This window comes from Bradyrhizobium sp. SZCCHNRI2009 (genome assembly GCF_032485115.1).
In the GTDB taxonomy this organism is placed as follows: Bacteria; Pseudomonadota; Alphaproteobacteria; order Rhizobiales; family Xanthobacteraceae; genus Bradyrhizobium.
In genome coordinates this window covers 286610-312499 of the sequence record NZ_JAUEUH010000005.1, presented here as the reverse complement: position 1 = coordinate 312499, position 25890 = coordinate 286610, and the positions used below count along the sequence as shown (strand labels likewise).

The following is a 25890-nucleotide window of genomic DNA, read 5'->3' as shown; positions in this document are numbered from 1 at the left end:
TAAGGGCGGCCTCGGCTCAATCCTGATACGACGAGATCTCGATCAGGCTGCCGTCGGGGTCGCGGCAATACACCGACCGCAGCGTGCCGCGCGCGCCCTGCTTGGCGACCGGGCCTTCCTCGATGGCGATCCCGAGCGCACTGAGATGCGCCACCACCTCGTCGGGGGTGCTGGTGGTGAGGAAGCAGAGGTCGTCGCTGCCGGCCGCGACATGGTCGGCCGTGAACCAATCGACCTTGTCCGCGTCCTTCGGTCGCACGTTGATCTTCTGGTTCCCGAATAGCAGCGACGTGCGCCTCGCCTTGCCTTGTCCGGGATCGAACACCTGGACCGTCATGCCCAGCACCTGTTGGTACCACGCCGTCGTGCGGTCCACGTCGGCGACATTGATGACCAGATGATCGAGCGCATCGACCTTGACCGGCATGGGCTCTTCCCTCCTGATGGGGCATCGATCTCGCCGCAATCGCGGCACTCTGCTACAATCGATCCCGGCGGCTCGTTAACCGCCGCTCAACGATAATGCCTGAGGAAACGCATGATTTCACGTCGTACCGCGCTTGGTCTGATCGCCTCCGCCGTCCCGTCCATCGCTGGCGTTCGCAAGGCGTCCGCGGCCGACTATCCCACCCGTCCCGTCCGCTTCGTGGTGGGTTATCCTCCGGGCGGCGCGACCGACATCCTAGCGCGGCTGATCGGCCAGCGGCTGTCCGAGACGCTCGGTCAGCAGTTCATCGTCGAGAACAAGCCGGGGGCCGGCAACAATATCGGCACCGATGCCGTCGTGAACGCGGCGGCCGACGGCTACACCGTGCTGCTGGTCAATCCGGCCAACTACATCAATGCGAGCCTCTACACCAATCTCAAGTTCAACTTCGTCCGCGACATCGCGCCGGTGGCCTCGTTCAACCGCGTCCCCAACGTGATGACCGTCAACAAGGACATCGAGGCCAAGAACGTCGCCGAGTTCATCGCCTATCTCAAGGCAAACCCCGGCAAGGTGAACATGGCCTCGTCCGGCAACGGCACCTCGGTGCATCTGTCGGGTGAGATGTTCATGGCGATGACCGGAACCAAGATGCAACACGTGCCCTATCGCGGCGCGGCGCCCGCGATCACCGACATGCTCGGCGGCCAGGTGCAGGTCATCTTCGACAACATGCCCTCCATCATCCAGCACATCCGCTCCGGCTCGTTGCGAGCGCTCGGCGTCACCACGCAGCAGCGTTCGCCGCAATTGCCGGACGTCCAGGCCGTCGCCGAGACCGTACCCGGTTACGAGGCGAGCGCGCTGTTCGGCATCGGCGCGCCGAAGAACACGCCAAAGGAGATCGTCGAGAAGCTCAACAAGCAGGTCAACACCATCCTGGCCGAGCCCGAGATCAAGGCCCGTCTGGTCGATCTCGGCGGCGAGCCGCTGATCCAGTCGCCGGAGCAGTTCGGCGCCCAGATCGCCGCCGAGACCGAGAAGTGGAAGAAGGTCGTCGAGTTCGCCGGCCTGAAGGTCGAATGAGTCGACCTGGCGACGCCGCAATCGCTGGGCCGCGTGCCGCGACGGGTCTTCGATGAGGCGCCGGCCCGCGAGACGGGCGTCGAGGGCTGAAGGTGACGTGCCGCGCATGCGACACGTCACGGCCTTGGTTGGTGATCCGTTCCGCCGATTTGTCGTTTTTTGACCATGCCGGTGTGGTGCAACCCTCCGGCCAAAAGAGGAACAGATCATGCGCAAGGTTATGATGATGGCAGCCGGCCTCGTCGGCGTTGCACTTGGTGGCGGTATCGCGCCGGCCTCCGCAGGCGGTTACGACTATCCCTGGTGTGTGCAGGGCCGAGGCGTCGGTTACCCCGGCGACTGCTCCTATCAGACCTTCGAGCAATGCCGGGCGAGTGCCTCCGGGCGCAATGCAGGCTGTGGCATCAATCCGCGCGTCGCGTTCGATCCTGCCCGCCGCGGCCCCTCGGTCTATGTCGACATGCCGCCGCCGCGCCGCGTGCACCGCTATCAGTATTACTGACGCCTCTACGGAGCGGGTCGGCACGCGCGGCCAAGCGGCTGACGCAGGCGCGCTTCCGGAATCGCGCGGGCTTGCATCGACTTTGCGTTCGTATATACTTTGTATTGCAAAGTTAAACGAGCCGTTCCGGGCCTCAGGTGAGACATGCGCGACCTCGATAAGGCGCTGGCGGACATCATCGCGATCCGCAGCCAGCTTGCGGCGGGCACGGCATTTCGCGGCTACGGGCCGGCGACGATGGCCGCGACCTCGGCCGTAGCGCTGGTCACTGCGCTGCTTCAGCAGCTGTTTCTGCGCGACCCGACGGCCGACGCGTGGACGTTCCTGCTCGGATGGGCGGCGGCAGCCTGCGTGTCGCTGACGATGATCTGGTTCGAGATGCGGGCGCGGTCGCGCCGGCATCATTCCGGCCTTGCGGACGCGATGATTCATCAGGCGGTCGAGCAGTTCCTGCCAGCGGGCATCGCTGGCGTCCTGCTCGCGGTGCTGCTGTGGAAGTTCGCGCCGGAGGCGCTGTGGATGCTGCCGGGCCTGTGGCAGATCCTGATGTCGCTCGGCGTGTTCGCGTCGGTGCGCTCGCTGCCACGCACGGTGGCGCTTGCCGGGGCGTTCTATTTCATGGCCGGCTTCGCCGTGCTGCTGGTCGGCAGCGCCACGCATGCGCTGTCGCCATGGACGATGGGGCTTCCGTTCGCGATCGGACAGGGGCTGATGGCGGGCATTCTGTATTTTGCGACCGGAGAGTCCGATGTCGAAGACTGACGGCAGCGCGCCGTTCTCCTATGACGGCCTCGATCGCGTCATCCACGAGAAGGCACGGCTCGGCCTGCTCACCTCGCTGATGGCGCACCCGAAGGGTCTCGCTTTTGCCGACCTCAAGCAGCTCTGCGGGCTGACGGACGGCAATCTGTCCCGCCATCTGCAGGTGTTGCAGGAAGCCGGTCTCGTCGAGGTCACCAAGGGCTATGAGGGCAATCGCCCACATACCACCTGCCGGCTGACCAAGGCGGGACGCCGCCGCTTCCTCGATTATCTCGCCGTGCTCGAGCGCCTCGTCCGCGACGCCGCGGCGGCTGCCGGCAAGGAACATACGCCATCGTCGGTCGGCCTGATCCCGGGCCGCATCTGAATCGCGCATCGCACTTTTTCGACCTGGAGCTTTGCAATGCAAAGTAGTCTGCAACCTAAATCGCCTGCTGTGGTGGATGGCCTGCATGTCGGCATCATCATGGACGGGAACGGCCGCTGGGCGACGCGCAAGGGCCTGTCGCGGCTGCGCGGGCACGAGGCGGGGGTCGAGGCGATCCGGCGCGTCGTCGAAGCCGCGCCCGACCAGGGCATTGGGACGCTGACGCTGTATGCGTTCTCCAGCGACAATTGGCGACGCCCGCGTGCCGAGGTCGCCGCCTTGATGGCGCTGTTGCGGGTCTATCTCGCCAGCGAGGTGGAGTCGCTGGTACGCAACGGCGTCCGCCTCACCGTGATCGGCCGTCGCGACCGGCTGCCCGGCGGCATCGCCGACGCGATCGGCCGGGCCGAAGCGGCAACCCGCGACGGCAGCACCCTGCATCTGCGCATCGCGGTCGACTATTCGGCGCGCGACGCGATCCTCGAGGCCGCGGCGAAGGCCCGCGAAATCGACGGCCTGACGCGTGCGGCGTTCTCCGACCTCGTGACCGGCGAAGCCGGCTTGCGCGACGTCGATCTGATCATCCGCACCTCCGGCGAGCAGCGGCTGTCCGATTTCCTGCTCTGGGAAGGCGCCTATGCCGAGCTGCATTTCACCCAGCGGATGTGGCCCGATTTCGATGCAGCAGATCTCGCGCAGGCGCTCGCCTCGTTCCGCGGCCGCGAGCGCCGCTTCGGAGGACTCGAGGCGGTGCCGCTGGCGCCGGCACCGGTCGCCTGACGACGGCTCAATCTTTCCGCACATCGGGGAATCATCTACCGCTTGCAGCACGAGCGCAGAGATCCCCTGATGAAGCACAAGCAGCGCCGGCCTGCCGGCAAGCCTCCGGTCAGATCCGGATCGATGGGCCACACCGATACGCCCGATGCGCTGTGCGCCGCCGCGCTGCGGCTGCTGCGCGCCGGCCGGCTCGCGCAGGCCGAGGATGCGTGCCGCCGCGCGCTGACGCTGGACGCGGCCTCGCTCGACGCGCTGCGTGCGATGGGACAGGTCTGCCTGGCGCTCAAGCGCGCCGATGATGCGATCGAGTGGTTTGCCCGCGCCGTTCGGCAGGACATGTCCGCAGCGGAGTCCTTCGTCGGCTTGGCGCAGGCGCTGCGGGGCTCCGGCCGCGTCGATGAAGCGATCAAGGCCTATGATCGCGCGCTGCAGCTTCAGACGGATGCTGTGGAGAGCTGGGATGCGCTTGGCGAACTGCTGCAACTGAGGGGGCGGCACGCCGAGGCGGCGCTGGCCTGTGATCGGCTGCTGCAGCTCGCGCCCGATCGTGCCGCGACGTGGTTTCGTCTCGGCGAGGTGCTGGAAGCGCAGGGCCGGCGCGACGAGGCGGCGCTGGCCTTCGATCAGGTGGCGCAGCTCAGGCCCGATCACCTCGAGGCGGCCAACAAGGCCGGAGCGCTTCATTTCGATGCTGGCCATTACGAGCAGGCCATCTCGCGCTTCGGGCAGTCGCTGGCAGTGATGCCGGATCAGGCGGGTGTGCTGTACCTGAACGGCATCGCGCTGCGGCGGCTGCGCCGCTACCAGGAAGCCGAGACTCTCGGCCATCGCGCGCAGGTGCTGGCGCCTGACAATCCCGACTTCGCCAATGGCTATGGATGCATCCTGCAGAATCTCGGCCGTCACGATGACGCCGTCGCCATGTTCGACAAGGCGATCGCGCTCCGGCCGCAGACCGCGGATTTCCACAATCATCGCGGCACGTCGCTGGCCGAGCTGCATCGCTTTGCAGAGGCGTTCGAAAGCTTCGATCGCGCCGTCGCGCTGAAGCCTGATCTGGCCGATGCGCATTGGAACGCGGCGCTGTTCCGGCTGCTGACCGGCGACTTCGCCCGCGGCTGGGCGGCGCGCGAATGGGGACGAAAATGTCGCGCCGTCGGCTTCGTCGAGCGCAGCTTCGAGGCGCCGCTGTGGCTTGCGGACGCGCCCCTCGCCGGCAAGACGATCCTGCTCCATAGCGACGAGGGGCTCGGCGACACGATCCAGTTTTCGCGCTACGCCACCCTGGTGGCCGCGCAGGGCGCGCGCGTCGTGCTCGAGGTGGACGCGCCGCTGCAGCCGCTTCTGTCCGGCCTGGATGGCGTGGCGCAGTGCCTTGCCCGCGGCATCGATGCGCTGCCTGCCATCGACTATCACTGCCCGCTGTCGAGCCTGCCGCTCGCCTTCGCCACCCGGCTCGACACCATCCCTGCTGCGCCGTGCTATCTGCCGCGCCCTCCCGAGGCGCGCCGGGCGATCTGGGAACAGCGACTCGGTCCGCATGACCGCTTGCGGGTGGGCCTGGTCTGGTCGGGCAACCCCGCGCATCTCAATGATCACAACCGTTCGATTTCGTTGCCGACGCTCGCGCCGCTGCTTGAGACCGGCGCGCGGTTCGTTAGTCTGCAGAAGGAGCCTCGGCCGTCCGACAAGGCCGCGCTCGCCGCGCGCGACGACATTCTCGATCTCACCGCCGACATCCGTGACTTCGTCGATACGGCGGCGCTGATCGACAATCTCGACCTGGTCATCACCGTCGATACCAGCGTGGCGCATCTGGCCGGCGCGCTGGGCAAGCCGACCTGGATCATGCTGCCCTTCACGCCGGACTATCGCTGGCTGCTCGGCCGTGACGACAGTCCCTGGTATCCGAGCGTGCGGCTGTTCCGCCAGGACACGCGACGTGACTATGCCGACGTCGTCGCGCGCGTGCGCGAGGCGCTCGCCGCACGGCTCGCGACGGTCAGCGTGTGCTGAACGTTTGAGCACCAACGACGCCATAACTGAAACGTGATCGGCTGGCTGAGCCGCCGGCACGTGCCGCCCGATGGCGATTGAGCTGCGTCAACGGATTTCTGCGTGCGTATGGCACACGGTACGCCTGCTTCAGCGACGAAGGCGTTTTTGGAATGAATCAGCAGGAATCCGAGCTTGTCAGTGACATCCGGCCTGTTCGGGATACGCATGCTGCGCCCGGCGCTGTCGTTCCCTCGTCGGCGGTGTCTGTTCCCGTGTCCCATCAGCCGCGGCGCAGGTGGGCGTTGTGGCCGTTTCTGCTGCTCGTGCTCGCCGTCGGGGCTGCCGGTGGTGGCGGCTACGTCTGGTGGCAGCGCCTGCATCCGCCGCTGCCGGTGGGCATCAGCGTCAGCAACGGCCGCATCGAGGCTGACGAGATCGACATCGCGACCAAATATGCCGGGCGCGTTGCCGAGCTGCGCGCCGATATCGGCGATCGCGTCGAGGCCGGGCAGATCGTGGCGCGGATGGACACGAAGGAGCTGCAGCAATCGCTGTCGAAGGCGCAAGCCCAGGCCGAGCAGGCGCAGCACGTCGTCGACCAGGCCCGTGCCAATCTCGCGCAACTGCAGGCGCAGAAGACGCTCGCCGAGCAGGAGATGGAGCGCACCCGCAGCCTGCTGCAGAGCGGCTGGACCACACGCGAGCTGGCCGATCAGCGCCAGCAGGCGCTCGACAATGCGACCGCCGGCCTTGCCGGCGCGCAGGCGCGGATTTTCGAAGCCGAACGCGGGCTCGAAGCGGTTCGTCACGACGTCGCGCTCTACACCGTTCAGATCGCCGACAATTCCTTGATCGCGCCGAAGCCCGGCCGCATTCAATATCGTCTCGCCAATGTCGGCGAAGTTCTCGCCGCCGGCGGCAAGGTCTTCACCATGCTGGACATCGGCTATGTCTACATGGACGTGTTCCTGCCGACCGAGGAGGTCGGCAAGGTCAAGATCGGCACCGAAGCGCGGATCGTGCTCGATGCCTATCCGGATCGTCCGATCCCGGCGAAAGTTGCGTTCGTGGCGAGCCAGGCGCAGTTCACGCCGAAGACGGTCGAGACCCGCAGCGAGCGTGACAAGCTGATGTTTCGCATCCGTGTACGCGTCGATCCGGACAGACTGGCTGCGCATGCCGATGCCGTCAGGAGCGGATTGCCGGGCGTGGCGTATGTCAGGTGGAATCCCGACGTCGCATGGCCGGCGCGTCTGCAAGTCTCGCCATGATGGCCGACATGATCGGCGATGCGTCTCCGGTCGCGATGGTCAGGAACGTCTCGCAGCGCTATCGCGGCGTGATCGCGCTCGACAACGTCTCGATCGACATTCCCGCCGGCCGCGTGGTCGGGCTCATCGGTCCCGATGGCGTCGGCAAGTCGTCGCTGCTGTCGATCCTGGCCGGCGCGCGCGCGATCCAGGACGGGCAGGCGCGCGTGCTCGGGGCCGACATGGCGGACCGGCGCGCCCGCACGCAGGTGTGTCCGCGGATCGCCTACATGCCGCAGGGTCTCGGCAAGAATCTCTATCCCGATCTCAGCGTGCGCGAGAACATCGCGTTCTTTGCCCGGCTGTTCGGCCAGTCGAGGTCCGAGCGCGACTGGCGCATCGCCGAGCTGATGGAGGCGACGGCGCTGTCCGATTTCGCCGACCGGCCGGCAAAAAAGCTGTCCGGCGGCATGAAGCAGAAGCTCGGCCTGTGCTGCTCGCTGATCCATGATCCCGATCTGCTCATCCTCGACGAGCCGACCACCGGCGTCGATCCGCTGTCGCGCCGGCAGTTCTGGGACCTGATCGACCGTCTGCGCGCGCGCAGCGCGGCGGGCATGAGCGTCATCGTCGCCACCGCCTATATGGAGGAGGCGGAGCGTTTCGACTGGCTGATCGCGATGAACGACGGGCGCGTCCTCGCGACCGGCACGCCGACGGAGCTCAAGGCGCAGACCCACGCGGCGTCGATCGAGGACGCGTTCGTCGCGCTGCTGCCCGACCGGCCGGCGCGCGACCGCGCCGAGATGCCGGCCAAGTCCGAGCTCGACGGCAGCCACGAGACCGTGATCGTCGCGCGCGACCTGACCTGCCGCTTCGGCGATTTCACCGCGGTCGACGGCGTGAACTTCCAGATCCGCAAGGGCGAGATCTTCGGCTTCGTCGGCTCCAACGGCTGCGGCAAGACCACGACGATGAAGATGCTGACGGGGCTGCTGCCTCCCAGCGCCGGCGAGGCGCTGATCTTCGGCCGCTCCATGGAGGCCGGCAATCATGAATCGCGCAGCCGCGTCGGCTACATGTCGCAGGCGTTCTCGCTGTATGGCGAGCTCACCGTGCGGCAGAACCTGGTGCTGCATGCGCGGCTGTTCCATCTGCCGCTGGCCGCTGCCGGGAAGCGGATTGCCGAACTGGTCGAGCGCTGCGACCTCACCGACCATATCGACGGCCTCGCGGCCGATCTTCCCCTCGGCATCCGCCAGCGCCTGTCGCTCGCGGTGGCGATCGTCCACGGACCCGATCTGCTGATCCTGGACGAGCCGACGTCGGGCGTCGATCCGGTCGCGCGCAATCAGTTCTGGCGCCTGCTGATCGAACTTTCGCGTCAAGATGAGATGACGATCTTCGTCTCGACGCATTTCATGAACGAGGCGGCGCGTTGCGACCGGCTGTCGCTGATGCATGAGGGGCGGGTGCTGGCGACCGACACGCCGGACGGCCTGATCCGCGCCAAGGGCGCGCAGACGCTGGAGCAGGCGTTCATCGCCTTCCTCGAGCAGGATGCCGGCGTCGCCGATCCGCCGGTCACGCTGACCCAGGCGCGACCCTATCCACGCCCCGCCGATCGGCCGCGGGACGAGCAACGGCAGGCCGCCGTCAGCCCGCGGCGGCTGCTCGCCTATACGATCCGCGAAGGTCTCGAGCTGATCCGTGACCCGATCCGGCTGATGTTCGCGCTGTTCGGAACGGCGTTCCTGATGATCGTGATCGGCTTCGGCATCTCCACGGACGTCAACAACCTGACCTTCGCCGCGCTCGACCGCGATCAGTCGCCGGAGAGTCGCGCCTATCTGTCGGAGCTCAGAGGCTCGCGCTATTTCGTCGAAAGGCCACCGCTCGCCAACTATGCCGAGCTCGAACGGCGGATGAAGAGCGGCGACATCAAGGCCTCGATCGAGATCCCGCCGAACTTCGGTGTCGACATCAAGCGCGGCCGGCCGGCCTTCGTGTCGGCCTGGATCGACGGCGCGATGCCGTTCCGCGCCGAGACCATCCGAGGCTACCTCGAAGGCACGCATCAGCTCTATCTCTCCGATCCCGCCGTCAAGACGACGCAGCCGTTGCCGGCCTCGCCGGTCAATGTCGAGATCAGGTTCAAGTACAACCAGTCCTTCGACAGCATCTACGCGATGGCCCCAAGCACGATCGCACTGCTGCTCGCGCTGTTTCCGGCCATCCTGATGGCGCTCGCGGTCGTGCGCGAGAAGGAGCTGGGGTCGATCACCAATCTCTATGTCACGCCGGTGACGCGGCTCGAATTCCTGCTTGGCAAGCAGCTGCCTTACATCGCCGTCGCGCTGGTGAATTTCGCGCTGATGTACGTGATGGCGATGGTCCTGTTCCGAGTCCCGCTCAAGGGCGCCTTTCTGCCGCTGATGGTCGGCACCTTGGTCTACGTCGTCACCACGACCGGCTTCGGCATGCTGATCTCGACCTTCTGCCGCACCCAGATCGCGGCCCTGTTCGGGACCGCGATCCTGACCGTGCTGCCGGCCACGCAATTCTCGGGCATGCTGGTCCCGGTGTCGTCGCTGTCCGGCGTGGCCAAGCTGATCGGCATGGTCTTCCCGATGACGTACTACCGCCCGATCGCGGTCGGCACCTTCACCAAGGGGCTGGGCTTTGCCGATGTCGGCGCCGACATCCTGATCCTTTTGATCTTCATTCCCGTCCTGACCGGGTTCAGCCTGGCGATGCTGCCGAAGCAGGAGGCGTGAGCCATGATGCGCTCGCTCTCCAACGTGTTCTGGCTCGGAACCAAGGAGCTGCGTAGCCTGTTCGGCGACGTCGTGCTGATCGGGCTCGTGATCTATTCGTTCACCGTGGCGGTGATCAGCCAGGCGCAGAGCAGTTCGCAGGAGCTGCATCGCGCCTCGATCGCCGTCGTCGACGAGGACAGCTCCGAGCTGTCGCGCCGGATCGCCAGCGTATTCCAGCTGCCTTACTTCCAGCCGCCTGTCTACATCAGCCAAGGCGAGGTGGAGCGGCTCATGAACAGCGGCCGCTTCACGTTCGTGCTCGACATCCCGCCGAATTTCCAGCGTGACGTCCTTGCCGGGCGCAAGCCGTCGGTGCAGGTGAACGTCGATGCGACCGCGATGATCCAGGCGGGAATCGGATCCGGCTATGCGCTGCAGATCATCAATACGGAGGTCGCCTGGTTCGTCGCCCGCTCCGAGACATCCTCGTCCGCCCCGGTCAACCTGGTGACGCGGATCGCGTTCAATCCCAACGTCACGACGGCCTGGTTCGAAGGCGTGATGGGCATCATCAACAGCGTCACCATGCTCGCGATCATCCTGGCCGGCGCGGCGCTGGTGCGTGAGCGCGAACATGGCACCATGGATCATCTGCTGGTCATGCCGCTGTCGCCCTTCGAGATCGCGATGTCGAAGATCTGGGCCAATGCGCTGGTGATCGCGGTCGCCGTCGCCATCGCGCTCTACGCCGTCGTGCGGTGGTATCTGCGCGTGCCCATCATGGGCTCGATCCCGCTGTTCATGGTGGGCACCGTGCTGTATCTGTTCTTCGCGACCGCCGTCGGGCTGTTTCTCGGCACCATCGCGCGGTCGATGCCCCAGCTCGGTCTGCTCTATATCCTCGTCGCCGTGCCGATGAACCTGTTGTCGGGCGGGATGACGCCGGTGGAAAGCCAGCCGGTGTGGCTCGCCACCATCATGAAGGCGTCGCCGTCGACGCATTTCGTGTCGTTCGCCCAGTCGATCCTCTATCGCGGCGCCGGCATCGATGTCGTCTGGCCGCAATTCGTAGCGGTGGCGGCGATCGGCGCGGTGGTCCTGGCGTTGACCTTGCGCCGCTTCCGGGCGGCGATCGCGGCGGCCTGAGCCCGCCCTCGACCCTAACAAAAAAGCCTCGGCACTGGGCCGAGGCTCTTCCTTGAATGGCGTCGCTATGGATGACGGCGATCAGTAGCGCGCGGCCGCCGGGCCGCCAAACTTGTAGTTCACGCCGACCCGGACCGTGTGGAATGAGAAGTCCTGGGACAGGCGCTCGACGTAGTTCGAGCCGGGCGGGGCGAAGGTGCTGCCCGGGACGTAGGCCGAGGTGTAGTTGATGCTGCCGAGGTCGGTGTAGAGATACTCTGCCTTGACGGTCCAGTTCGGTGCGAACGCATGCTCGACACCCGCGCCGACGGTCCAGCCGACCCGGGTCTCGTTGGCCGAGGCGGTCTTGGTGTAGCCGTTTGCCGAGGTCAGATCCCAGCTGCCCTTGACATTGCCGACCGCGAGACCGCCAGTGACGTAGAACAGCGTCGTATCGACCGCGTAACCGGCGCGGCCGCGCAGGGTCATGAACCAGTCGTTCCGGATGCTCTCGTTGAAGGTGCGGGTCGTGGGCGGGTTGGCCGCCGTGTAGACAGTCCGCTTGTTGAGGTCCGATCCGTTGATGTCGGCCTCGATGCCGAAGACGCCGGCGCCGCTCTGCCAGTTGTAGCCGGCCTGGAGACCGCCGAGCACGCCGGCCGGATTGAGCCGGTTGTTGCTGATGTTGACGAACTCATTCTGGAAGGCGGCGCCCTCGACCGCCCAGCTGCTGGTCTGGTCCAGCGTCGTGTTCAAGTTCGACCGGCCCCAGCCGTAGCCGACGCTGCCGCCGAAGTAGAAGCCGGTCCAGTTGTAGATCGCGACCGGAGGGGGAGCCTTGGTGTAGCGGGCCGGCAGATCCGCGGCGAATGCGCCGAGCGAGCTGGCGAGGAGCAAAGAGACGGCTGAGGCAAGAGTCTTCATCGGTCACAATCCTCAATCAAAATCAGCAACATTGAGACAAGCTTTTCTCACAATTCGGCCGATTAGGCTGTAGTTCAACTACAACACTCGTGAGCGTAAGTATCTGTGACGACGTCACTTTCCGCGCGTGTGGTCTTAACCTTAAGTCATTGTAAATCCGACGAGGCGGTCAACTGATACCGAGCCGTTTCGACGAAGCGGACAATCGGCCGCACCGCGTTAGTCAAGGATTCGCCAACCATCCGGGCACGCGGTCTTGCCCGCTAACGATTTCGCAAATCGGGCGCGTGCACCTTCGGCGCGTCCTGGGGGACGGAGAGGGGAGAGCATCATGATGATGAATGGGGAAGCGGTTCTCGAGAACGTGCGGCGCTATCGGACCATCGCCTCCTTGTACCGCCAGACTGCGGCATTTCGCCCACATCAGCGCGACTCGCTGCTGGCGCAGGCGGCCGAATGGGAAAGCCGTGCGGTCGCCGAGCTCGAGGATTATTTCGTCGCTCGCCAGGCACCGTCGCAACCGCCGGCGAACATCAACTACAATATTGGCCATCACGGGGCCTCCTACCGGCCGTCGCACCGGCAGATGGCGGCCGCGTAGTTCTTCGGGCACAGCGCGTCATTCCCGCGGCGCGATCGGCGCCAGAGCGACAGTGAGGGAGTTGTCACAGCGCGTCTCCATTTCATCTGCAGGCCGGGGTCTGGCGCAGGACTTGCTGGGTCTGATGTCAGCTCCGCCATGGATGGACCTGAATGAGATCGCTCGGGCGCGACCGCGGCATGTGTGCCTGGGACGATTTCGCCCGGTCGTCGACCGACGCCCGGCTGTCGCTGGCGCAGGCGCGGTCGGGGCAAATTCCGCCATTCCTGCTGCTATCGGTACCCGGCATGAGCGCCGGCGAGCATCGCCTTTGCTCCGAGCTGTGGACCCGCGACCGGATCGCAGCCAGCAGCGCCGAGCGGGCGCGGCTGGATTTTGGCTTCGATCTGACATTCCGCGACAAGCTTCGTGTCGGATACCTTTCAAACGACTTCCACGACCACGCCACGGCGCATCTGCTGATCGAAGCGCTCGAGGCGCATGACCGCGATCGCTGCGAGCTGCATGCGTTCTCGTTCGGCGCCGACGATCGCGGCGCCATGCGGGGCCGGCTGCACGCCGTCTTCGACGGCTTCCATGATGTGACCGCGCTGAGCGACAGCGCCGCCGCGGTGCATGCCGCGCAGATCGATATTCTGGTCGACCTCAAGGGCTATACGCGCGGCGCCCGGACCGGAATCCTGATGCTGCATCCGGCGCCGGTCCAGGTGAATTTCCTCGGCTATCCCGGGACGCTGGGCGGCGACATCTGCGACTACATCATCACCGATCCGTTCATGACGCCGCTGGCCGTTGCGGCCGATTATTCGGAGAGTTTTGCCTACATGCCGCATTCGTATCAGCCGCACGGCCGGGCGGCGCTGGGCCCGGCGCCGACCCGTGCGGAAGTCGGTCTGCCGGGCGCCGGCATCGTGTTCTGCTGCTTCAACCAGGCCTACAAGTTCACGCCCGCGGTGTTCGACCTGTGGTGCCGCCTGCTCGACGCGACGCCGGACAGCGTGCTGTGGCTGCTGGCGTCCGATCGGGCCGAGGGCAATCTGCGCGGCGAGGCGCTTCGGCGCGGCGTGGCGCCCGGTCGCCTGGTGTTCGCGCCGGAAACGACGCAAGGCGAGCATCTGCGCCGGCTCCAGCTCGCCGATCTCGTGCTCGACACCGCGCCCTATGGCGCCCACACCACGGCGAGCGACGCGCTGTGGGCCGGCGTGCCGATCGTGAGCTGCGCCGGGGATACGTTTGCCTCGCGGGTGGCTGGCAGCCTGTTACATGCGGTCGGATGTCCCGAGCTCATTGCATCGGACGAGGCCGACTATCTGGCGGTGGCGCTGACGCTCGCCGCCGAGCCGGATCTGCTGCAGGCGGCCAAGGCCAGGCTCCGGCGCAACCGGCTGGCCGCGCCGCTGTTCGACGCTGCCGCCTATGCCCGGTCGCTGCAGGATCTCTACGACCAGATGTGGCACCACCGCCGCAGCGGCGGCGCGCCAGGGCCGATCTGGGCGTCGAAGTCTTGAGCAGGGACGAGGCGGGCTTGCTGCGCCTTACTGCGTCGCCATGCGTCCGGCAGCGAGGATCCCGATCAGGGCCGTCAGCGCGCCGACGCTGGTCGCGTTGATTGCGACGAGCGACCCGTAATTGGAGCTGGCGACCTTCATCAGCGGCGCGCCAAGGCGGGCATCGATCAGCAGATAGGACACGAATGGCAGTCCCAACAAAGGCAACGACATCAGGCGCTCCGCTGGCCTGAACAGCAGCGCGCCGAGCAGGGCGCAAGGCAGCAGGAACAGCTCGACGCCGCTCTGCGCGCCGAACAGCTTGACGGAGAACACCGTGTTGGCCGTGCCGGTCAGGACCATCAAGGCGCGGCCGGCGAACGGATTGCGCCGCGCGAGCATCGGCACGCTGGCGAACAATGGCGTCGTGAGCAGCGTCAGCCAGGCCGGCCACGCCGCCGCGCCCACGATGGCATGGAGATAGAGCGGATAGAACGGCTGGTTGGAGACGATGATCAGCGCGACCTTGGCGGCGATGTCGGACTGCGGGTCATCGGCCGACGCATAGGCCTGCACGGCGGCCAGCCCGCGTGAAAACATCTCAGCCATTCAAGTCCCTCAGCTCCGCAAGAAGGTGCGCATCACCGGCCCGGAAACGCGCGCGCCTGCAGGCCGGATCATGCGTCGCGCATCGCACGGTCAAGAGTTCAGGGCGGTCCGCAGCATGCGTGCGAGATCGGCGCTCTGATACGGCTTGGTGAGCAGCAGCACACCGGCATCGAGGCGGCCGTGGTGAACGATCGCGTTCTCCGTATAGCCCGACGTGTACAGCACCTTGAGGCTGGGACGCCGCTTCAGCGCCTCGATCGCGAGCTGGCGGCCGTTCATTCCGCCGGGCATGATGATGTCGGTGAACAAAAGATCGATCCGCGTCGCGCTGTCGATCAGCGCCAGCGCCTCGTCGGCCTTGCTAGCCGCGAGCGTCGTGTAACCGAGCCGCTTGATCTGGGCGATGACATATTCGCGCACCAGCGAATCGTCCTCGACGATCAGGATCGTCTCGTCGCCGCGCTCCATGCCCTCGGCGCCGATGGTCGACAGTGCCGCATCGGCATCGGCATTGGCCTGCGGCAGGTACAGCTTGACCGAGGTTCCGTGCCCCGGCTCGCTGTAGATCTTGATGTGACCGTTGGACTGCTTGACGAAGCCGTAGACCATGCTGAGGCCGAGGCCGACGCCCTTGCCGACGTCCTTGGTGGTGAAGAACGGCTCGAACACCTTGTCGAGCAGGTTGGCGGGAATGCCCTCGCCGGTGTCGCTGACCGCGATCATCACGTAGTTGCCGGGGATCACCTCCGGGTTCATGCGCGCATAGGCGGCGTCGAGCAGGACGTTCTTGGTTTCCAGGGTCAGCTTGCCGCCGTCCGGCATGGCATCGCGCGCGTTGAGCGCGAGGTTCAGGATCGCGGTCGACAGCTGGCTGGGGTCGATCATCGCCGGCGCCGAATCGTGCGCCAGCATGGATTCGATCTCGATCTGCTCGCCGAGCGTCCGGCGCAGCAGGCGCGCGGTGTCGACCACCATGCCGTTGATGTCGACGCTGCGCGGCTGCAGCGGCTGGCGGCGGGCGAACGCCAACAGGTGCTTCGTCAGGTCGGCGCCGCGCGCCGCCGCCGAGTTGATCAGGCTGGTGATCTGCACCAGCTGCGGCCGGTCCTTGACCGCCTCGGCCAGGATCTCGATGGTGCCGGTGATCACGGTGAGGATGTTGTTGAAGTCGTGGGCGACGCCGCCGGTGAGCTGGCCGATCGCCTCCATCTTCTGCGCCTGCCGCACCTGCGCCTCGGTGGCCTCGATCTCCTGGAACCGCCGGACCATGGCTTCCGCACTGCGCCGCTGCCGCGTCTCCTCCTCGAGTTGCGCATAGGCGTTCCGCAGCTCGGCGCGGGACGGCATCGTCAGCACCCGCGGCAGCAGCAGCAACAGCGCGGCGGCGATGCCGACCGACAGGAAGGCCAGGAAGCCCTTGGTGGCCGCCTCCAGGCTGTAGGCCGGAACCCAGATCGTGAGCACCTCGATCAGCCGTGTCAGCCCGCAGACGGACACCCACAGCGCGAAGGCCCAGAAGATGTAGCTGAACTGAAAGTCGCGGCGGCGATAGACGATGAAGGCGAGCACGAACGCGATGGTGAAGAAGGCGAAGGAGATGAGGATGTCGGACACCGTGTTCACCCAGATCAGCTCAGGTGTCCACAGCAGGCACTCGCCATGCGGCGTGAGCATCGACATGTCCGATATCCCCAAAAGTGTGGCCGACGGACCGTGTCGCCCCCGCGGCGCGGTCGGTTCCCTTAGCAGATCATCGAATTTCCGTTGAGCACACAAGGGTCCTGACTGTCGCGACGCGCACATTTGGTAGAGGGGCACCGCAGGCATAGGCCCCCGCGCGTCGACGCGGATTGCGCACGGCCGAGCCTGTGCCTGGAGCTCCGCTCGACATCTGAGGGTTGACGGTGTGTACCGATCGGTATAGTCCGTACGATATAGTACACAAGGAGATGTCCCGTGAGCTCTCTCGCCCCGCCGTTCACGCTGCAGACCGCCACCCAGAAGGTGCGCATGGCCGAGGATGGCTGGAACAGCCGCGACCCCGAGCGCGTGTCGCTGGTCTACACGCCCGACAGCCGGTGGCGGAATCGGGCCGAGTTCATCACCGGCCGCGCCGAGATCGTCGCCTTCCTCTCCCGCAAATGGGCCAAGGAGCTCGACTACCGCCTGATCAAGGAAATCTGGGCCCACAGCGACAACCGGATCGCGGTGCGCTTCGCCTATGAGTGGCACGACGACAGCGGCAACTGGTTTCGCTCCTACGGCAACGAGAATTGGGAGTTCGACGCGCAGGGGCTGATGCAGCGCCGTTACGCCTGCATCAATGACCTGCCGATCAAGGCGGTCGATCGCAAATTCCACTGGCCTCTCGGGCGCCGGCCGGACGATCATCCCGGACTGACCGACTTGGGACTTTGACGCAGGGAGAGCCATGCGGACGCTCAACGAGCGCGCCGACGTCATCCCGCTGATTGCCGAGGTGTTCCGCGAGTTCGGCTTCGAGGGCACCTCGCTCAGCCGGATCACCGAGATGACGGGATTGGGCAAAGGCAGCCTCTATCACTTCTTTCCAGGCGGGAAGGACGAGATGGGGCGGGCGGTGCTGGCGCATGTCGACGCCTGGTTCGAGCGCGAGATCTATGCGCCGCTGCGCGATGATCCGCCGGAGCAGTCGATCGCGCGGATGTGGAGTGGCGTCGACGACTACTTCCGTTCCGGCCGACGCGTCTGCCTCGTCGGGGCGTTCGCGCTCGACGAGACGCGGGATCGCTTCGCCGCCGCCATCGCCAGCTACTTCACACGCTGGATCGAGGCCTTGCGCGATGCGCTGATCCGCGACGGCTGGCCGGCGGCACAGGCCGCCGACGGCGCCGAGGAGGTGGTGCTCGGCATCCAGGGTGCACTGGTGCTGGCGCGCGCAACCGGTGAGGCGGCCGTTTTCGGCCGCGCGCTGACGCGGTTCCAAGCGCGCCTGCAACGATCATCCGTCGTCTGACTCCCGAAGCGCCGGCGACCGCTGCCTCAGCAAGCGGCAAATGGCGGGCTGAAATATCGGCGCGCGGCTCTCGTGAAATCGTGGTTGTCTTGGGCAACGTCTCGAGCAGTGGCGACATCCAGGGAGGTCCGGCATGAACGGGTTAGGCGGTCTCAATAAATCCGACAACGGCGTGGTCATCGGCCTGGTGCAGCTGCAGCTGCCGGTCGTTGTGAGCAAGGACGACCTCGCGCGGCAGACCGAGAAGATCGTCTGGATGGTCGGCAAGGCCCGGCGGAATCTCGGCACCATGGATCTCGTGGTGTTCCCGGAATACTCGCTACACGGGCTGTCGATGGACACCAATCCCGAGATCATGTGCCGGCTCGACGGGCCGGAGGTCGCCGCGTTCAGGCAGGCCTGCATCGACAACAAGATCTGGGGCTGCTTCTCGATCATGGAGCACAACCCCGACGGCAACCCCTACAATTCGGGTCTGATCATCGACGACCACGGCGACATCAAGCTGTATTACCGCAAGCTGCATCCGTGGATTCCGGTCGAGCCGTGGGAGCCCGGCGATCTCGGCATACCCGTGATCGAGGGACCGCGCGGCGCCAAGATCGCGCTCATCATCTGCCATGACGGCATGTTCCCGGAGATGGCGCGGGAATGCGCCTACAAGGGCGCCGAAATCATGATTCGCACCGCCGGCTACACCGCGCCGATCCGCGACAGCTGGCGCTTCACCAATCAGGCCAATGCGTTCCAGAACCTGATGGTGACGGCCAATGTCTGCATGTGCGGCTCCGACGGCTCGTTCGATTCGATGGGCGAGGGCATGATCGTCAATTTCGACGGCAGCATCATCGCGCACGGCACGACGGGGCGCGCCGACGAGATCATCACCGCCGAGGTGCGCCCCGATCTCGTGCGCGAGGCTCGCATCAACTGGGGCGTCGAGAACAACATCTACCAGCTCTGGCACCGCGGCTATGTCGCGGTGAAAGGTGGCGCGATGGACTGCCCTTACACCTTCATGCACGACATGGTCGCCGGCACTTATCGGTTGCCGTGGGAGGATCATGTCAAGATCACCGACGGCACCTCCTGCGGCTTCCCGGCGCCGACGCGCGTGTTCGGCAAGCTCGGCAAGGCGGCGGAGTGAAGCGCACCGGACGCGGCGGGTCGCGGATGACGCTGCCGGAACCTTGACAAGCCGATCGATCGCCAATTATTTTATACTTAAAATAATATGGCGGACAGATCCATCATGAGTGCATCGGCCAAGGTCATCCCGCGCGACTGGCTCGACTGGCCGTTCTTCGAGCCGCGGCATCATCGGCTGTGCGAGGCGCTCGATCGCTTCGTCGGCTCCGGCGTCCTCGACGACGTCGATCACGACGACGTTGACACCGCCTGCCGCAAGATCGTGCGCGCGCTTGGTGCCGCAGGCTTGCTCGACAGCGCCGTCGTGGCGCCCGATGCGGATGCCGGCGCGATCGACTCGCGCGCGATCTGCCTGTCGCGCGAAACGCTCGCTTATGCCGACGGCCTCGCCGATTTCGCCTTCGCCATGCAGGGACTGGGCTCCGGCGCCATCGCGCTCGGCGGCTCGCCGGAGCTGCGCGCCAGTGTGCTGCCCAAGGTGCGCGCCGGCGAATGGCTCGCGGCCTTCGCGCTGTCGGAGAAGGAGGCGGGCTCCGATGTCGCCGCGATGGCCTGCGCGGCGCGGCTGGACGGCGATACTTACGTGCTCGATGGCGAGAAGACCTGGATTTCCAACGGCGGCATCGCCGACGTCTACACGCTGTTCGCCCGCACCGGCGAGGCGCCCGGCGCGCGCGGCATCTCCGCCTTCGTCGTGTTTCCCGACGATCCGGGGTTCTCCGTGGCCGAGCGCATCGAGGTGATCGCACCGCATCCCCTGGCGACGCTCCGCCTGCAGAATTGCCGCATCCCGGCCAACCGCCGGCTCGGCGCGCCCGGCGGCGGCTTCAAGCTGGCGATGCAGACGCTCGACATCTTCCGCGCCTCGGTGGCGGCCGCCGCCCTCGGCTTCGGCCGTCGCGCGCTCGACGAGGCGCAGGCGCATGCGCAGAGCCGCAAGATGTTCGGCGCCACGTTGTCGGACTTGCAGATGACGCAGGCGGCGTTCGGCGAGATGGCGACCGAGACCGATGCCGCCGCGCTCCTGACCTACCGCGCGGCCTGGCGCCGCGACGTGCAGAAGCTGCCGACCACGCGCGAGGCCGCGATGGCCAAGCTCACGGCCACCGAGACCGCCCAGCGCGTCATCGACCGTGCCCTGCAGATGTTCGGCGGCCGCGGCGTCCGCAAGGGCGAGATCGTGGAGAGCCTCTACCGCGAGATCCGCGCGCTGCGCATCTATGAAGGCGCGACCGAAGTGCAGAAGCTGATCGTCGCGCGCGAGTTCCTGAAGTCGCGGGCCGGCGTGGTGCGCGGCTGAGGCGCGCTGCGCGTCAGGCCCGCAGACGCAAGGGCGCGTGCCAGCCGGGATCTCTGTCGCACGCAGCCTCGCCCATGGTCACGCGGCGGCCTCGGTCGTCACGCAGCAGTTGGATTTCGATCTCGTCGAAGGCGAACCGGGCGATCGCCTGCAATGGGTCGACCACCCGTTTTCCGAACGTCCACGGATCGGAGTTTCCGCGCGGCATGGGAAACGCGAAAGGACGCGAGGGGATGCGGAAGAGAAGGCGGCCATCCCGGGACTCGCGATCGCGCAGCTCAGGTTGCCGCATGCCGACGTGACTCAGATAGGCTTGGCAGGCCTGCTCTCGTAGCGAGATGGTCACCCTGAAGCCCGTGAAGTCGATGTCGCCGCGCATGTACTGATCGTAGACCAGTGCCTCCTTCACCTCGACGCTGCCCAGTGCGCTGCCGCTCTCGTCCGGCCGAAAAGAGAAGAAGCGGTCCGAACACATGTGATTGTAAGGGACGATGTCGTGGCGCGGCGGTCGCTGCGTCAAAGCCCGATCCAGGCCGCTGCAAAAGCCGATGTCATCTATGTCGCCGCGGACAGGCTCGAAAAAGAGTCCTTTGGGGGGGAGCGACGTCTTCGTGCAGCGAACTCGAAGAGACCGATGGAGAGAGCGACTTAGCCGCGTAATCCAACACGGACAACTTGATAGCTGAGCCAACGCGCCGTGACGCTGCGACGTCGAGATCCGCTGTCTCGAACCCGACCGCGTCTTCAAGTGGAAGTCGGAGGCGTACCTCCTCTGGATACTTCGCCCCCGACCTCTTTCGCAGGAAAATATTAGAGCTCTCCGAGGGCTTGCGATCAAGAAATCTGCGGATCAACGGCACCATCGCTTCCGCTTTATCCTTGAGCAACGTGCGACGCTGAAGTTTCTCCAGGTCGGAATGGCGACTGGCTGAGCTCTCCGGCTTGAACAATCATTGCGCGGGATGAGCCGTGGTCTGCGGGTGGTCCTCGCCGGTTGGTTCGGCACGGGTTGGTTGCTCCCCGCGCAAATTCGCGACCGCGCGGGTGGCCGGTTCCCCTTCCGCGCGGCTACGTCCTTTTCCGGCTTGAAGATCCTCCGGATCCGCAACCATGCCGCCAAAGGCCGCAGCCGTGCTGCAGCCGAGGGCCGGATCGGCATCATTGTCGGCGAAGATGCCGCGATTGAAGCCATCCGACAGATGGCAGCGAACGGAGCTGATGAGCAGGCGATCGATGTGAACACGCGTCGCGTGGTGCACTGCCGAGGCAACGTCGTGCCTGACGTGGGAGCGATCCACGCCGGCTCGGATGATGGAATGCTCGATCGCCGCCGTGCATGGCCCCGGCGGTCCTTCGATCCAGGCACGGACGCTTTCAGGGCGGCCATTCGCCGTCGCGGCCACGAAGTGTTCGACGCCGGAACTCGCCGCAGAACAGCGTCCTGCAGGTACATCGTAGACGTAATGAACGGTCTCACCTGCGAGCTGCGGTGGCGGTGCCGTCCGGTCCACAGCGCAGCCTGCAGCCAGCACCGCGAGGGCAATGGCGAGGCCGCTTCTGATCGGTGCCATGTTTATCGCTCCTTGGAGGACCGTCATTCGATCAGGAAGCCGGCATCGCCACGCAATCTCCGGCCCGGCACCGGCACCTCGATCGGGCCTGCCCCGGGGCGAGTCGTTCCAAGACGGCCGAATATGATGCGCTCAAGCTCGGAAGGCGGCCCGACGAAGTCGGTCGGGACCGGTATGCGTGCCGATTCGCTGATCGGGCGAACGATTGTCGGCGTGACGATGATGATCAGTTCGGATTCGTTCTTCCGGAACTGTGTCGACCTGAACAGAGCGCCCAGTACCGGCAGGTCGCCCAGCCCCGGCAACATGTCCAGGCCGGTGTTGAACTTGTTCTGCAGCAGTCCGGCGATTACGAAGCTCTCCCCGCTGCCGAGCTCGACTGTGGTCTCCGCCCGCCGGGTAATCAGGCTCGGGACGCGGGCGCCGTTCATGATCAGGGCGCCTTCGTTCGAGAGCTCGCTGACCTCGGGCTTGACCTGCAGGTTGACCAGACGATCGGAGAGTACCGTCGGTGTGAACTCCAGTCCCACGCCGTAGCGACGAAAGTCGATCGAGATGCGGTCCAGCCCTTGGGCGACGGGGATCGGAAATTCGCCGCCTGCCAGGAAGTTCGCCTTCTGACCCGAAACAGCGGTGAGCGTCGGTTCTGCCAGGATTGAAACCAGTCCCTCCTGAGCGAGCGCATCCACGATGGCAGTCACACTGTAGCTGCCGTTTGCCGGCGTATTGATCCTCCCTGAGGCCGCCGACGAGAGCCCAAAGCTGAAGCCACCGGCCGAGCCTGCGGCCTCCCAGTTGACGCCGAGTTGCTTCACCGCGTTGCGCGAGACTTCGGCAATACGGACCCGCAGGTTCACCTGCGTGCTACCGCCTATCTTCAACTGATTGAGCAGCACCTCGTCCTCGCCGAGGAACTGCGCGCAGGTGGAGCGGACCTTCTCGGCGATGTCGGCGTTGGGCACCAGCCCGCTCAGCACCGCGCCGCGCGGCGTCCGCGACAGCCTGACGTCGAGGTCTGCGAATTGAGCTCGCAGCAGCTGCCGTAGATCACTCTCGTCATAGGCAATCGCAATCCGGAACGTCGCGACGGTCGCGCCGGAATCGTCGAGCGCGAAGAGCGTCGTACGGCCGGGCTTTTTGCCGAAAACGAAGACGCGGTTGGCGGCCGCGACCTGGACGTCCGCAACAGCCGGCTCGGCGACGAAGACCTTGGAAGCCGGACGGGGCAAGGTCAGCATCTCGCCCTGAGACGCGTAGATTCGCACCTGTTGCCGCGCGTTGGATGATGCCGGCGCGCAATGAACCAGCATCGTAAGGATCACCACGATCGAGGTCAGCCAGGCGGATGGCGAAATTCGAAACGGTCCCATCGTCAGCGCCGCATCGCCGAAAGCATCTCGAGATTGAGCCTCACGTCCTCTTCCCGAAGGTCGACCCGCGCAAGCTTGGCGGCGCCATCGCGATCTCCGCTCAGCGCCATAGCGATCACGAGGTTCTGGCGTGCACGAGGCGAGGCGCTCTCACCGAGCGCGATCGGCCGCAGAACCGTCATCGCGTCGGCGTACCGGCCCGTCAAGGTAAGCGACAGGCCCAGATTGTTGCTTGCGATCATGTCGGCGGGGGCGATTGCGAGCACCTGACGATAGGCTGTCTGAGCTTCGTCATGGCGGCCGAGCATGTCGAGAGCCACTCCGAGGCCGTTGAGCGCCGGAATGTTCTCGGGGTCCGAGGTGAGCACGCTGGTAAAGATTGCCAGGGCAGGCTCGGCTTGATGTCTGGCGAGCTCGCTTCGCGCTTTTCTGATTCGATCGTCCTTGTCTTCCATCCCGGCGACTTGGTTGGCGGGAGCTGCTGCGGCTGCCGTGGAGGCCGGGAGATTGCGACCCTCGACCGAGGCGCGTGCGGTCGTGGGCGTCGGCACCGGTCCGCCAATGTCTGGGCTCAGCGACGAACAGGCGCAGAGCAGACCGGCGATGCTGCCAGCCAGCGCCATTCGCCTGCAAACACCGGCACTTGGTTTCAGATGGTTGTTGAACGCGGTTTCCCGGCCTTCAGAGCTACGCATGTACTTCCTACGGATATTGCACTGTCTTATAGTTCAGGTCTCGAAACCTCGCAGGTGTCGTCGCGGGTTGACTGGTTCATTGCATCGCCGGGATCGGGGAAGGTTCAGCCTGCTCGCGTGATTCATCCAATCCAAGGACGGCGATCGGCTCGACCCGAAAGTCCTTTGAGATTTCCTGATAGGAGAGCACGACCACATTGAGACCGGACGGCGCAAGCAGCGTCCAGACCACCCGGCGCAGGTCGGCGGAGGCCAGTACAATACTCGGCGATGCGGCAAGATGATCGACGTCGGCAAGCTGCCGGGTCAACGCATCAAGCAGGCGCGTGCTGACGGCAGGATCGAGAGACGTCTGAGCGTTTTCATCGAGGGCGTGCACGGCCGTTCGGATCGCTTCCTCTGTCTGTCGATCAAGCACGAAGCAGCGCAAGGTCCGATCAAATCCTGAGCTTTCGAAGCAGATCTGCCGGCGCAGCGCCAGCCGCACGTGCTCGACCAGCATGACGCTGCTCTGCTCCCGCATTCCCCACTCGGCCAGCGTCTCAAGAATCAGCCGCAGATTGCGGATGGACACCCGCTCGTCGAGCAGCCGGCGAAGGACATCGGTGATGCGCTGTGTAGGGACCACACGCAAGGCCTCGCGCACCAAGTCGGCGTAGTCAGCCTCTAACTGGTTGAGCAGGCGCTTGGTCTCCTGTATGCCGAGGAACTCCGGCGCATAGCGGACAAGAACGCGCCGCAGCTCGGCATCGACTGCGGAGATGGCCGCTCCCCCCGCCGTTCGGGTTGTCGGCTGATCCAGTTCACCGGACGAGAGCAGAAGAGGCACGCCATGCAGCTCGATCCTGAAATGACCGGGCGCCAGGGCGCTGCTTTCGTCGACTGCCGCCCCTGGACAGGCGCATCCGAGCCAGTCTGCCACGTCCTGTCGCGTCCGCCTGATCCGATCATGAATGCCGGCTCTCCGCAGTTCATCGCACAAGGCGGCTTCCGCGAGGATCATGATCGGTGCAGACTTGGCCGCCGGGATAGCGATCCGCGAACTTCTCGTGGGCTCTGACGGGTCGGACGGTTGCGCCGTGCCGGAGGTTCGTTGGGCTCGCCGTCGAGCCAAGAGCATCGCAACGCCGGAGCCGCCGAACACGGTGGCCATAAAAAGGAAAATCGGCGCCGGAAAACCCGGTACGAACGCCAGCCCGAGCATCATGAGACCGGCCAGCTGCAGGGATTGCGGCTGCGACGTGATCTGCTCCATGATCTCGGAACCAAGATTGCTCGGCGCTTCTGTCGCAACCCGGGTCACGACCGTTCCCGCCGCCATCGACACGAACAGCGCCGGGACTTGGGAGACCAAGCCGTCGCCGATCGTCAACAACGAGTAGAGCTGGATCGCTTCGCTGATACGCAGCCTGTGCTGCACGGTGCCGACAACGATGCCGCCAACGAGGTTGACGGCGATGATAATGAGACCGGCGATCGCATCACCTTTGACGAACTTCATGGCGCCGTCCATCGCTCCGTAGAGCTGGCTCTCGCGCTCCAGCCGGCGTCGGCGGCGCCGGGCCTCGGCCTGGTTGATGTCGCCGTTGCGAAGGTCGGCATCGATGCTCATCTGCTTCCCCGGCAGCGCATCGAGCGTGAATCGGGCAGCAACTTCGGCGACCCGTTCAGATCCTTTGGTGATGACGACGAACTGGACGATCGTGATGATCAGGAACACCACGAGCCCAACCACGACATTGCTGGAAACGACGAACTCGCCAAAGGTCTGAACGATGGACCCGGCATCGGCCTGGCTGAGCACTAGGCGCGTAATGGTGATGGAAATCGAGAGCCGGAACACCGTGGATATGAGAATGATTGCCGGAAGTGCGGAGAATTCGACCGCGGCGTTCAAGTAGAACGCCACCATCAGCAGCAGAATCGACGCGCCGATGTTGACGGACACCATGACGTCGACGAGCGCCGTCGGAATCGGCAGGATCATCGCCATGATCGTGCTGACGATCAGGATGACGACGAGAAGCTCGCGCTTGTCGTTCGACCAGCGGGTCAAGCTCTCGACAATGGCCGTCATAATCTGCGGTTCCATCCAAGCGGGATCGAAACCTTCGTCACATTGATCGAAACGCA

Annotated in this window: 24 protein-coding genes; 15 read left to right on the top strand and 9 right to left on the bottom strand. The window is 65.6% G+C overall.

Annotated features, from left to right (window positions below; genetic code table 11):
* Positions 1-16: 16 nt before the first annotated feature.
* Positions 17-427, bottom strand: a complete 411-nt coding sequence (locus QX041_RS19785; protein WP_316166328.1) for a VOC family protein — start codon at positions 425-427, stop codon at positions 17-19.
* A gap of 111 nt (positions 428-538) precedes the next feature.
* On the opposite strand from QX041_RS19785, the gene QX041_RS19780 reads away from it, so the two are divergent.
* From QX041_RS19780 to QX041_RS19740, 9 genes are all read left to right on the top strand, one after another.
* Complete coding sequence (locus tag QX041_RS19780) at positions 539-1513, top strand: tripartite tricarboxylate transporter substrate binding protein (protein ID WP_316166327.1); 975 nt, start codon at positions 539-541, stop codon at positions 1511-1513.
* A 208-nt stretch (positions 1514-1721) separates the two neighbouring features.
* Positions 1722-2015 carry a DUF3551 domain-containing protein gene (locus QX041_RS19775; protein ID WP_315715041.1) on the top strand — a complete coding sequence of 98 codons (294 nt, stop codon included), beginning with the start codon at positions 1722-1724 and terminating at the stop codon, positions 2013-2015.
* A gap of 144 nt (positions 2016-2159) precedes the next feature.
* Positions 2160-2777 (top strand): hypothetical protein, encoded by a 618-nt coding sequence (locus QX041_RS19770; RefSeq protein ID WP_315715042.1) that lies wholly within the window; start codon positions 2160-2162, stop codon positions 2775-2777.
* Positions 2764-3144 (top strand): transcriptional regulator, encoded by a 381-nt coding sequence (locus QX041_RS19765; protein WP_315715043.1) that lies wholly within the window; start codon positions 2764-2766, stop codon positions 3142-3144. The genes QX041_RS19770 and QX041_RS19765 overlap by 14 nt, the downstream gene beginning before the upstream one ends.
* 36 nt (positions 3145-3180) lie before the next feature.
* Positions 3181-3924, top strand: a complete 744-nt coding sequence (locus QX041_RS19760; protein WP_315751826.1) for a di-trans,poly-cis-decaprenylcistransferase — start codon at positions 3181-3183, stop codon at positions 3922-3924.
* A 69-nt stretch (positions 3925-3993) separates the two neighbouring features.
* Positions 3994-5940: a tetratricopeptide repeat protein gene (locus QX041_RS19755; protein WP_316166326.1), complete on the top strand. Its 1947-nt coding sequence runs from the start codon at positions 3994-3996 to the stop codon at positions 5938-5940.
* 152 nt (positions 5941-6092) lie between these two features.
* Positions 6093-7193, top strand: coding sequence for an HlyD family secretion protein (locus QX041_RS19750; RefSeq protein WP_315825621.1), 1101 nt, complete (start codon positions 6093-6095; stop codon positions 7191-7193).
* Positions 7194-7201: 8 nt separating this feature from the next.
* Positions 7202-9949, top strand: a complete 2748-nt coding sequence (gene rbbA / locus QX041_RS19745; RefSeq protein WP_316166461.1) for a ribosome-associated ATPase/putative transporter RbbA — start codon at positions 7202-7204, stop codon at positions 9947-9949.
* A gap of 3 nt (positions 9950-9952) precedes the next feature.
* Positions 9953-11077: an ABC transporter permease gene (locus QX041_RS19740; protein ID WP_315751829.1), complete on the top strand. Its 1125-nt coding sequence runs from the start codon at positions 9953-9955 to the stop codon at positions 11075-11077.
* Positions 11078-11158: 81 nt separating this feature from the next.
* On the opposite strand, the gene QX041_RS19735 is transcribed toward QX041_RS19740, so the two are convergent.
* A complete protein-coding gene (locus QX041_RS19735) occupies positions 11159-11980 on the bottom strand; it encodes a porin family protein (protein WP_315715048.1) in 822 nt (273 codons plus the stop codon).
* Between the two features lie 331 nt (positions 11981-12311).
* Between QX041_RS19735 and QX041_RS19730 the strand changes: the two genes are divergently transcribed.
* Positions 12312-12581 carry a hypothetical protein gene (locus QX041_RS19730; protein WP_316166325.1) on the top strand — a complete coding sequence of 90 codons (270 nt, stop codon included), beginning with the start codon at positions 12312-12314 and terminating at the stop codon, positions 12579-12581.
* A gap of 152 nt (positions 12582-12733) precedes the next feature.
* Positions 12734-14089 (top strand): UDP-N-acetylglucosamine-peptide N-acetylglucosaminyltransferase, encoded by a 1356-nt coding sequence (locus tag QX041_RS19725; RefSeq protein ID WP_316166324.1) that lies wholly within the window; start codon positions 12734-12736, stop codon positions 14087-14089.
* 27 nt (positions 14090-14116) lie between these two features.
* On the opposite strand, the gene QX041_RS19720 is transcribed toward QX041_RS19725, so the two are convergent.
* Both QX041_RS19720 and QX041_RS19715 read right to left on the bottom strand, forming a co-directional pair.
* Complete coding sequence (locus tag QX041_RS19720) at positions 14117-14677, bottom strand: hypothetical protein (RefSeq protein WP_316166323.1); 561 nt, start codon at positions 14675-14677, stop codon at positions 14117-14119.
* A 90-nt stretch (positions 14678-14767) separates the two neighbouring features.
* Entirely contained in the window at positions 14768-16357 is a 1590-nt protein-coding gene (locus QX041_RS19715; RefSeq protein WP_315751832.1) for an ATP-binding protein, read from the bottom strand.
* A 276-nt stretch (positions 16358-16633) separates the two neighbouring features.
* Between QX041_RS19715 and QX041_RS19710 the strand changes: the two genes are divergently transcribed.
* The 4 genes from QX041_RS19710 to QX041_RS19695 all read left to right on the top strand — a co-directional run bounded on the left by QX041_RS19710 (position 16634) and on the right by QX041_RS19695 (position 20121).
* A complete protein-coding gene (locus QX041_RS19710) occupies positions 16634-17095 on the top strand; it encodes a nuclear transport factor 2 family protein (protein WP_316166322.1) in 462 nt (153 codons plus the stop codon).
* 13 nt (positions 17096-17108) lie between these two features.
* Positions 17109-17672: a TetR/AcrR family transcriptional regulator gene (locus QX041_RS19705; protein ID WP_316166320.1), complete on the top strand. Its 564-nt coding sequence runs from the start codon at positions 17109-17111 to the stop codon at positions 17670-17672.
* Between the two features lie 133 nt (positions 17673-17805).
* Positions 17806-18819, top strand: a complete 1014-nt coding sequence (locus tag QX041_RS19700) for a formamidase (RefSeq protein ID WP_316166319.1) — start codon at positions 17806-17808, stop codon at positions 18817-18819.
* A 105-nt stretch (positions 18820-18924) separates the two neighbouring features.
* Positions 18925-20121: an acyl-CoA dehydrogenase family protein gene (locus QX041_RS19695; protein WP_316166318.1), complete on the top strand. Its 1197-nt coding sequence runs from the start codon at positions 18925-18927 to the stop codon at positions 20119-20121.
* A 13-nt stretch (positions 20122-20134) separates the two neighbouring features.
* On the opposite strand, the gene QX041_RS19690 is transcribed toward QX041_RS19695, so the two are convergent.
* From QX041_RS19690 to QX041_RS19670, 5 genes are all read right to left on the bottom strand, one after another.
* Positions 20135-20641, bottom strand: a complete 507-nt coding sequence (locus QX041_RS19690; protein ID WP_316166317.1) for a hypothetical protein — start codon at positions 20639-20641, stop codon at positions 20135-20137.
* A gap of 430 nt (positions 20642-21071) precedes the next feature.
* Positions 21072-21692 carry a hypothetical protein gene (locus tag QX041_RS19685; protein ID WP_316166316.1) on the bottom strand — a complete coding sequence of 207 codons (621 nt, stop codon included), beginning with the start codon at positions 21690-21692 and terminating at the stop codon, positions 21072-21074.
* A gap of 23 nt (positions 21693-21715) precedes the next feature.
* Complete coding sequence (locus QX041_RS19680) at positions 21716-23002, bottom strand: type II and III secretion system protein family protein (RefSeq protein ID WP_316166315.1); 1287 nt, start codon at positions 23000-23002, stop codon at positions 21716-21718.
* A 62-nt stretch (positions 23003-23064) separates the two neighbouring features.
* The gene (locus QX041_RS19675; protein ID WP_315784312.1) at positions 23065-23757 is read right to left on the bottom strand and encodes a tetratricopeptide repeat protein; all 693 of its coding nucleotides are present in this window, start codon (positions 23755-23757) and stop codon (positions 23065-23067) included.
* A 76-nt stretch (positions 23758-23833) separates the two neighbouring features.
* Entirely contained in the window at positions 23834-25834 is a 2001-nt protein-coding gene (locus QX041_RS19670) for a flagellar biosynthesis protein FlhA (RefSeq protein ID WP_316166314.1), read from the bottom strand.
* Between the last annotated feature and the right edge of the window lie 56 nt (positions 25835-25890).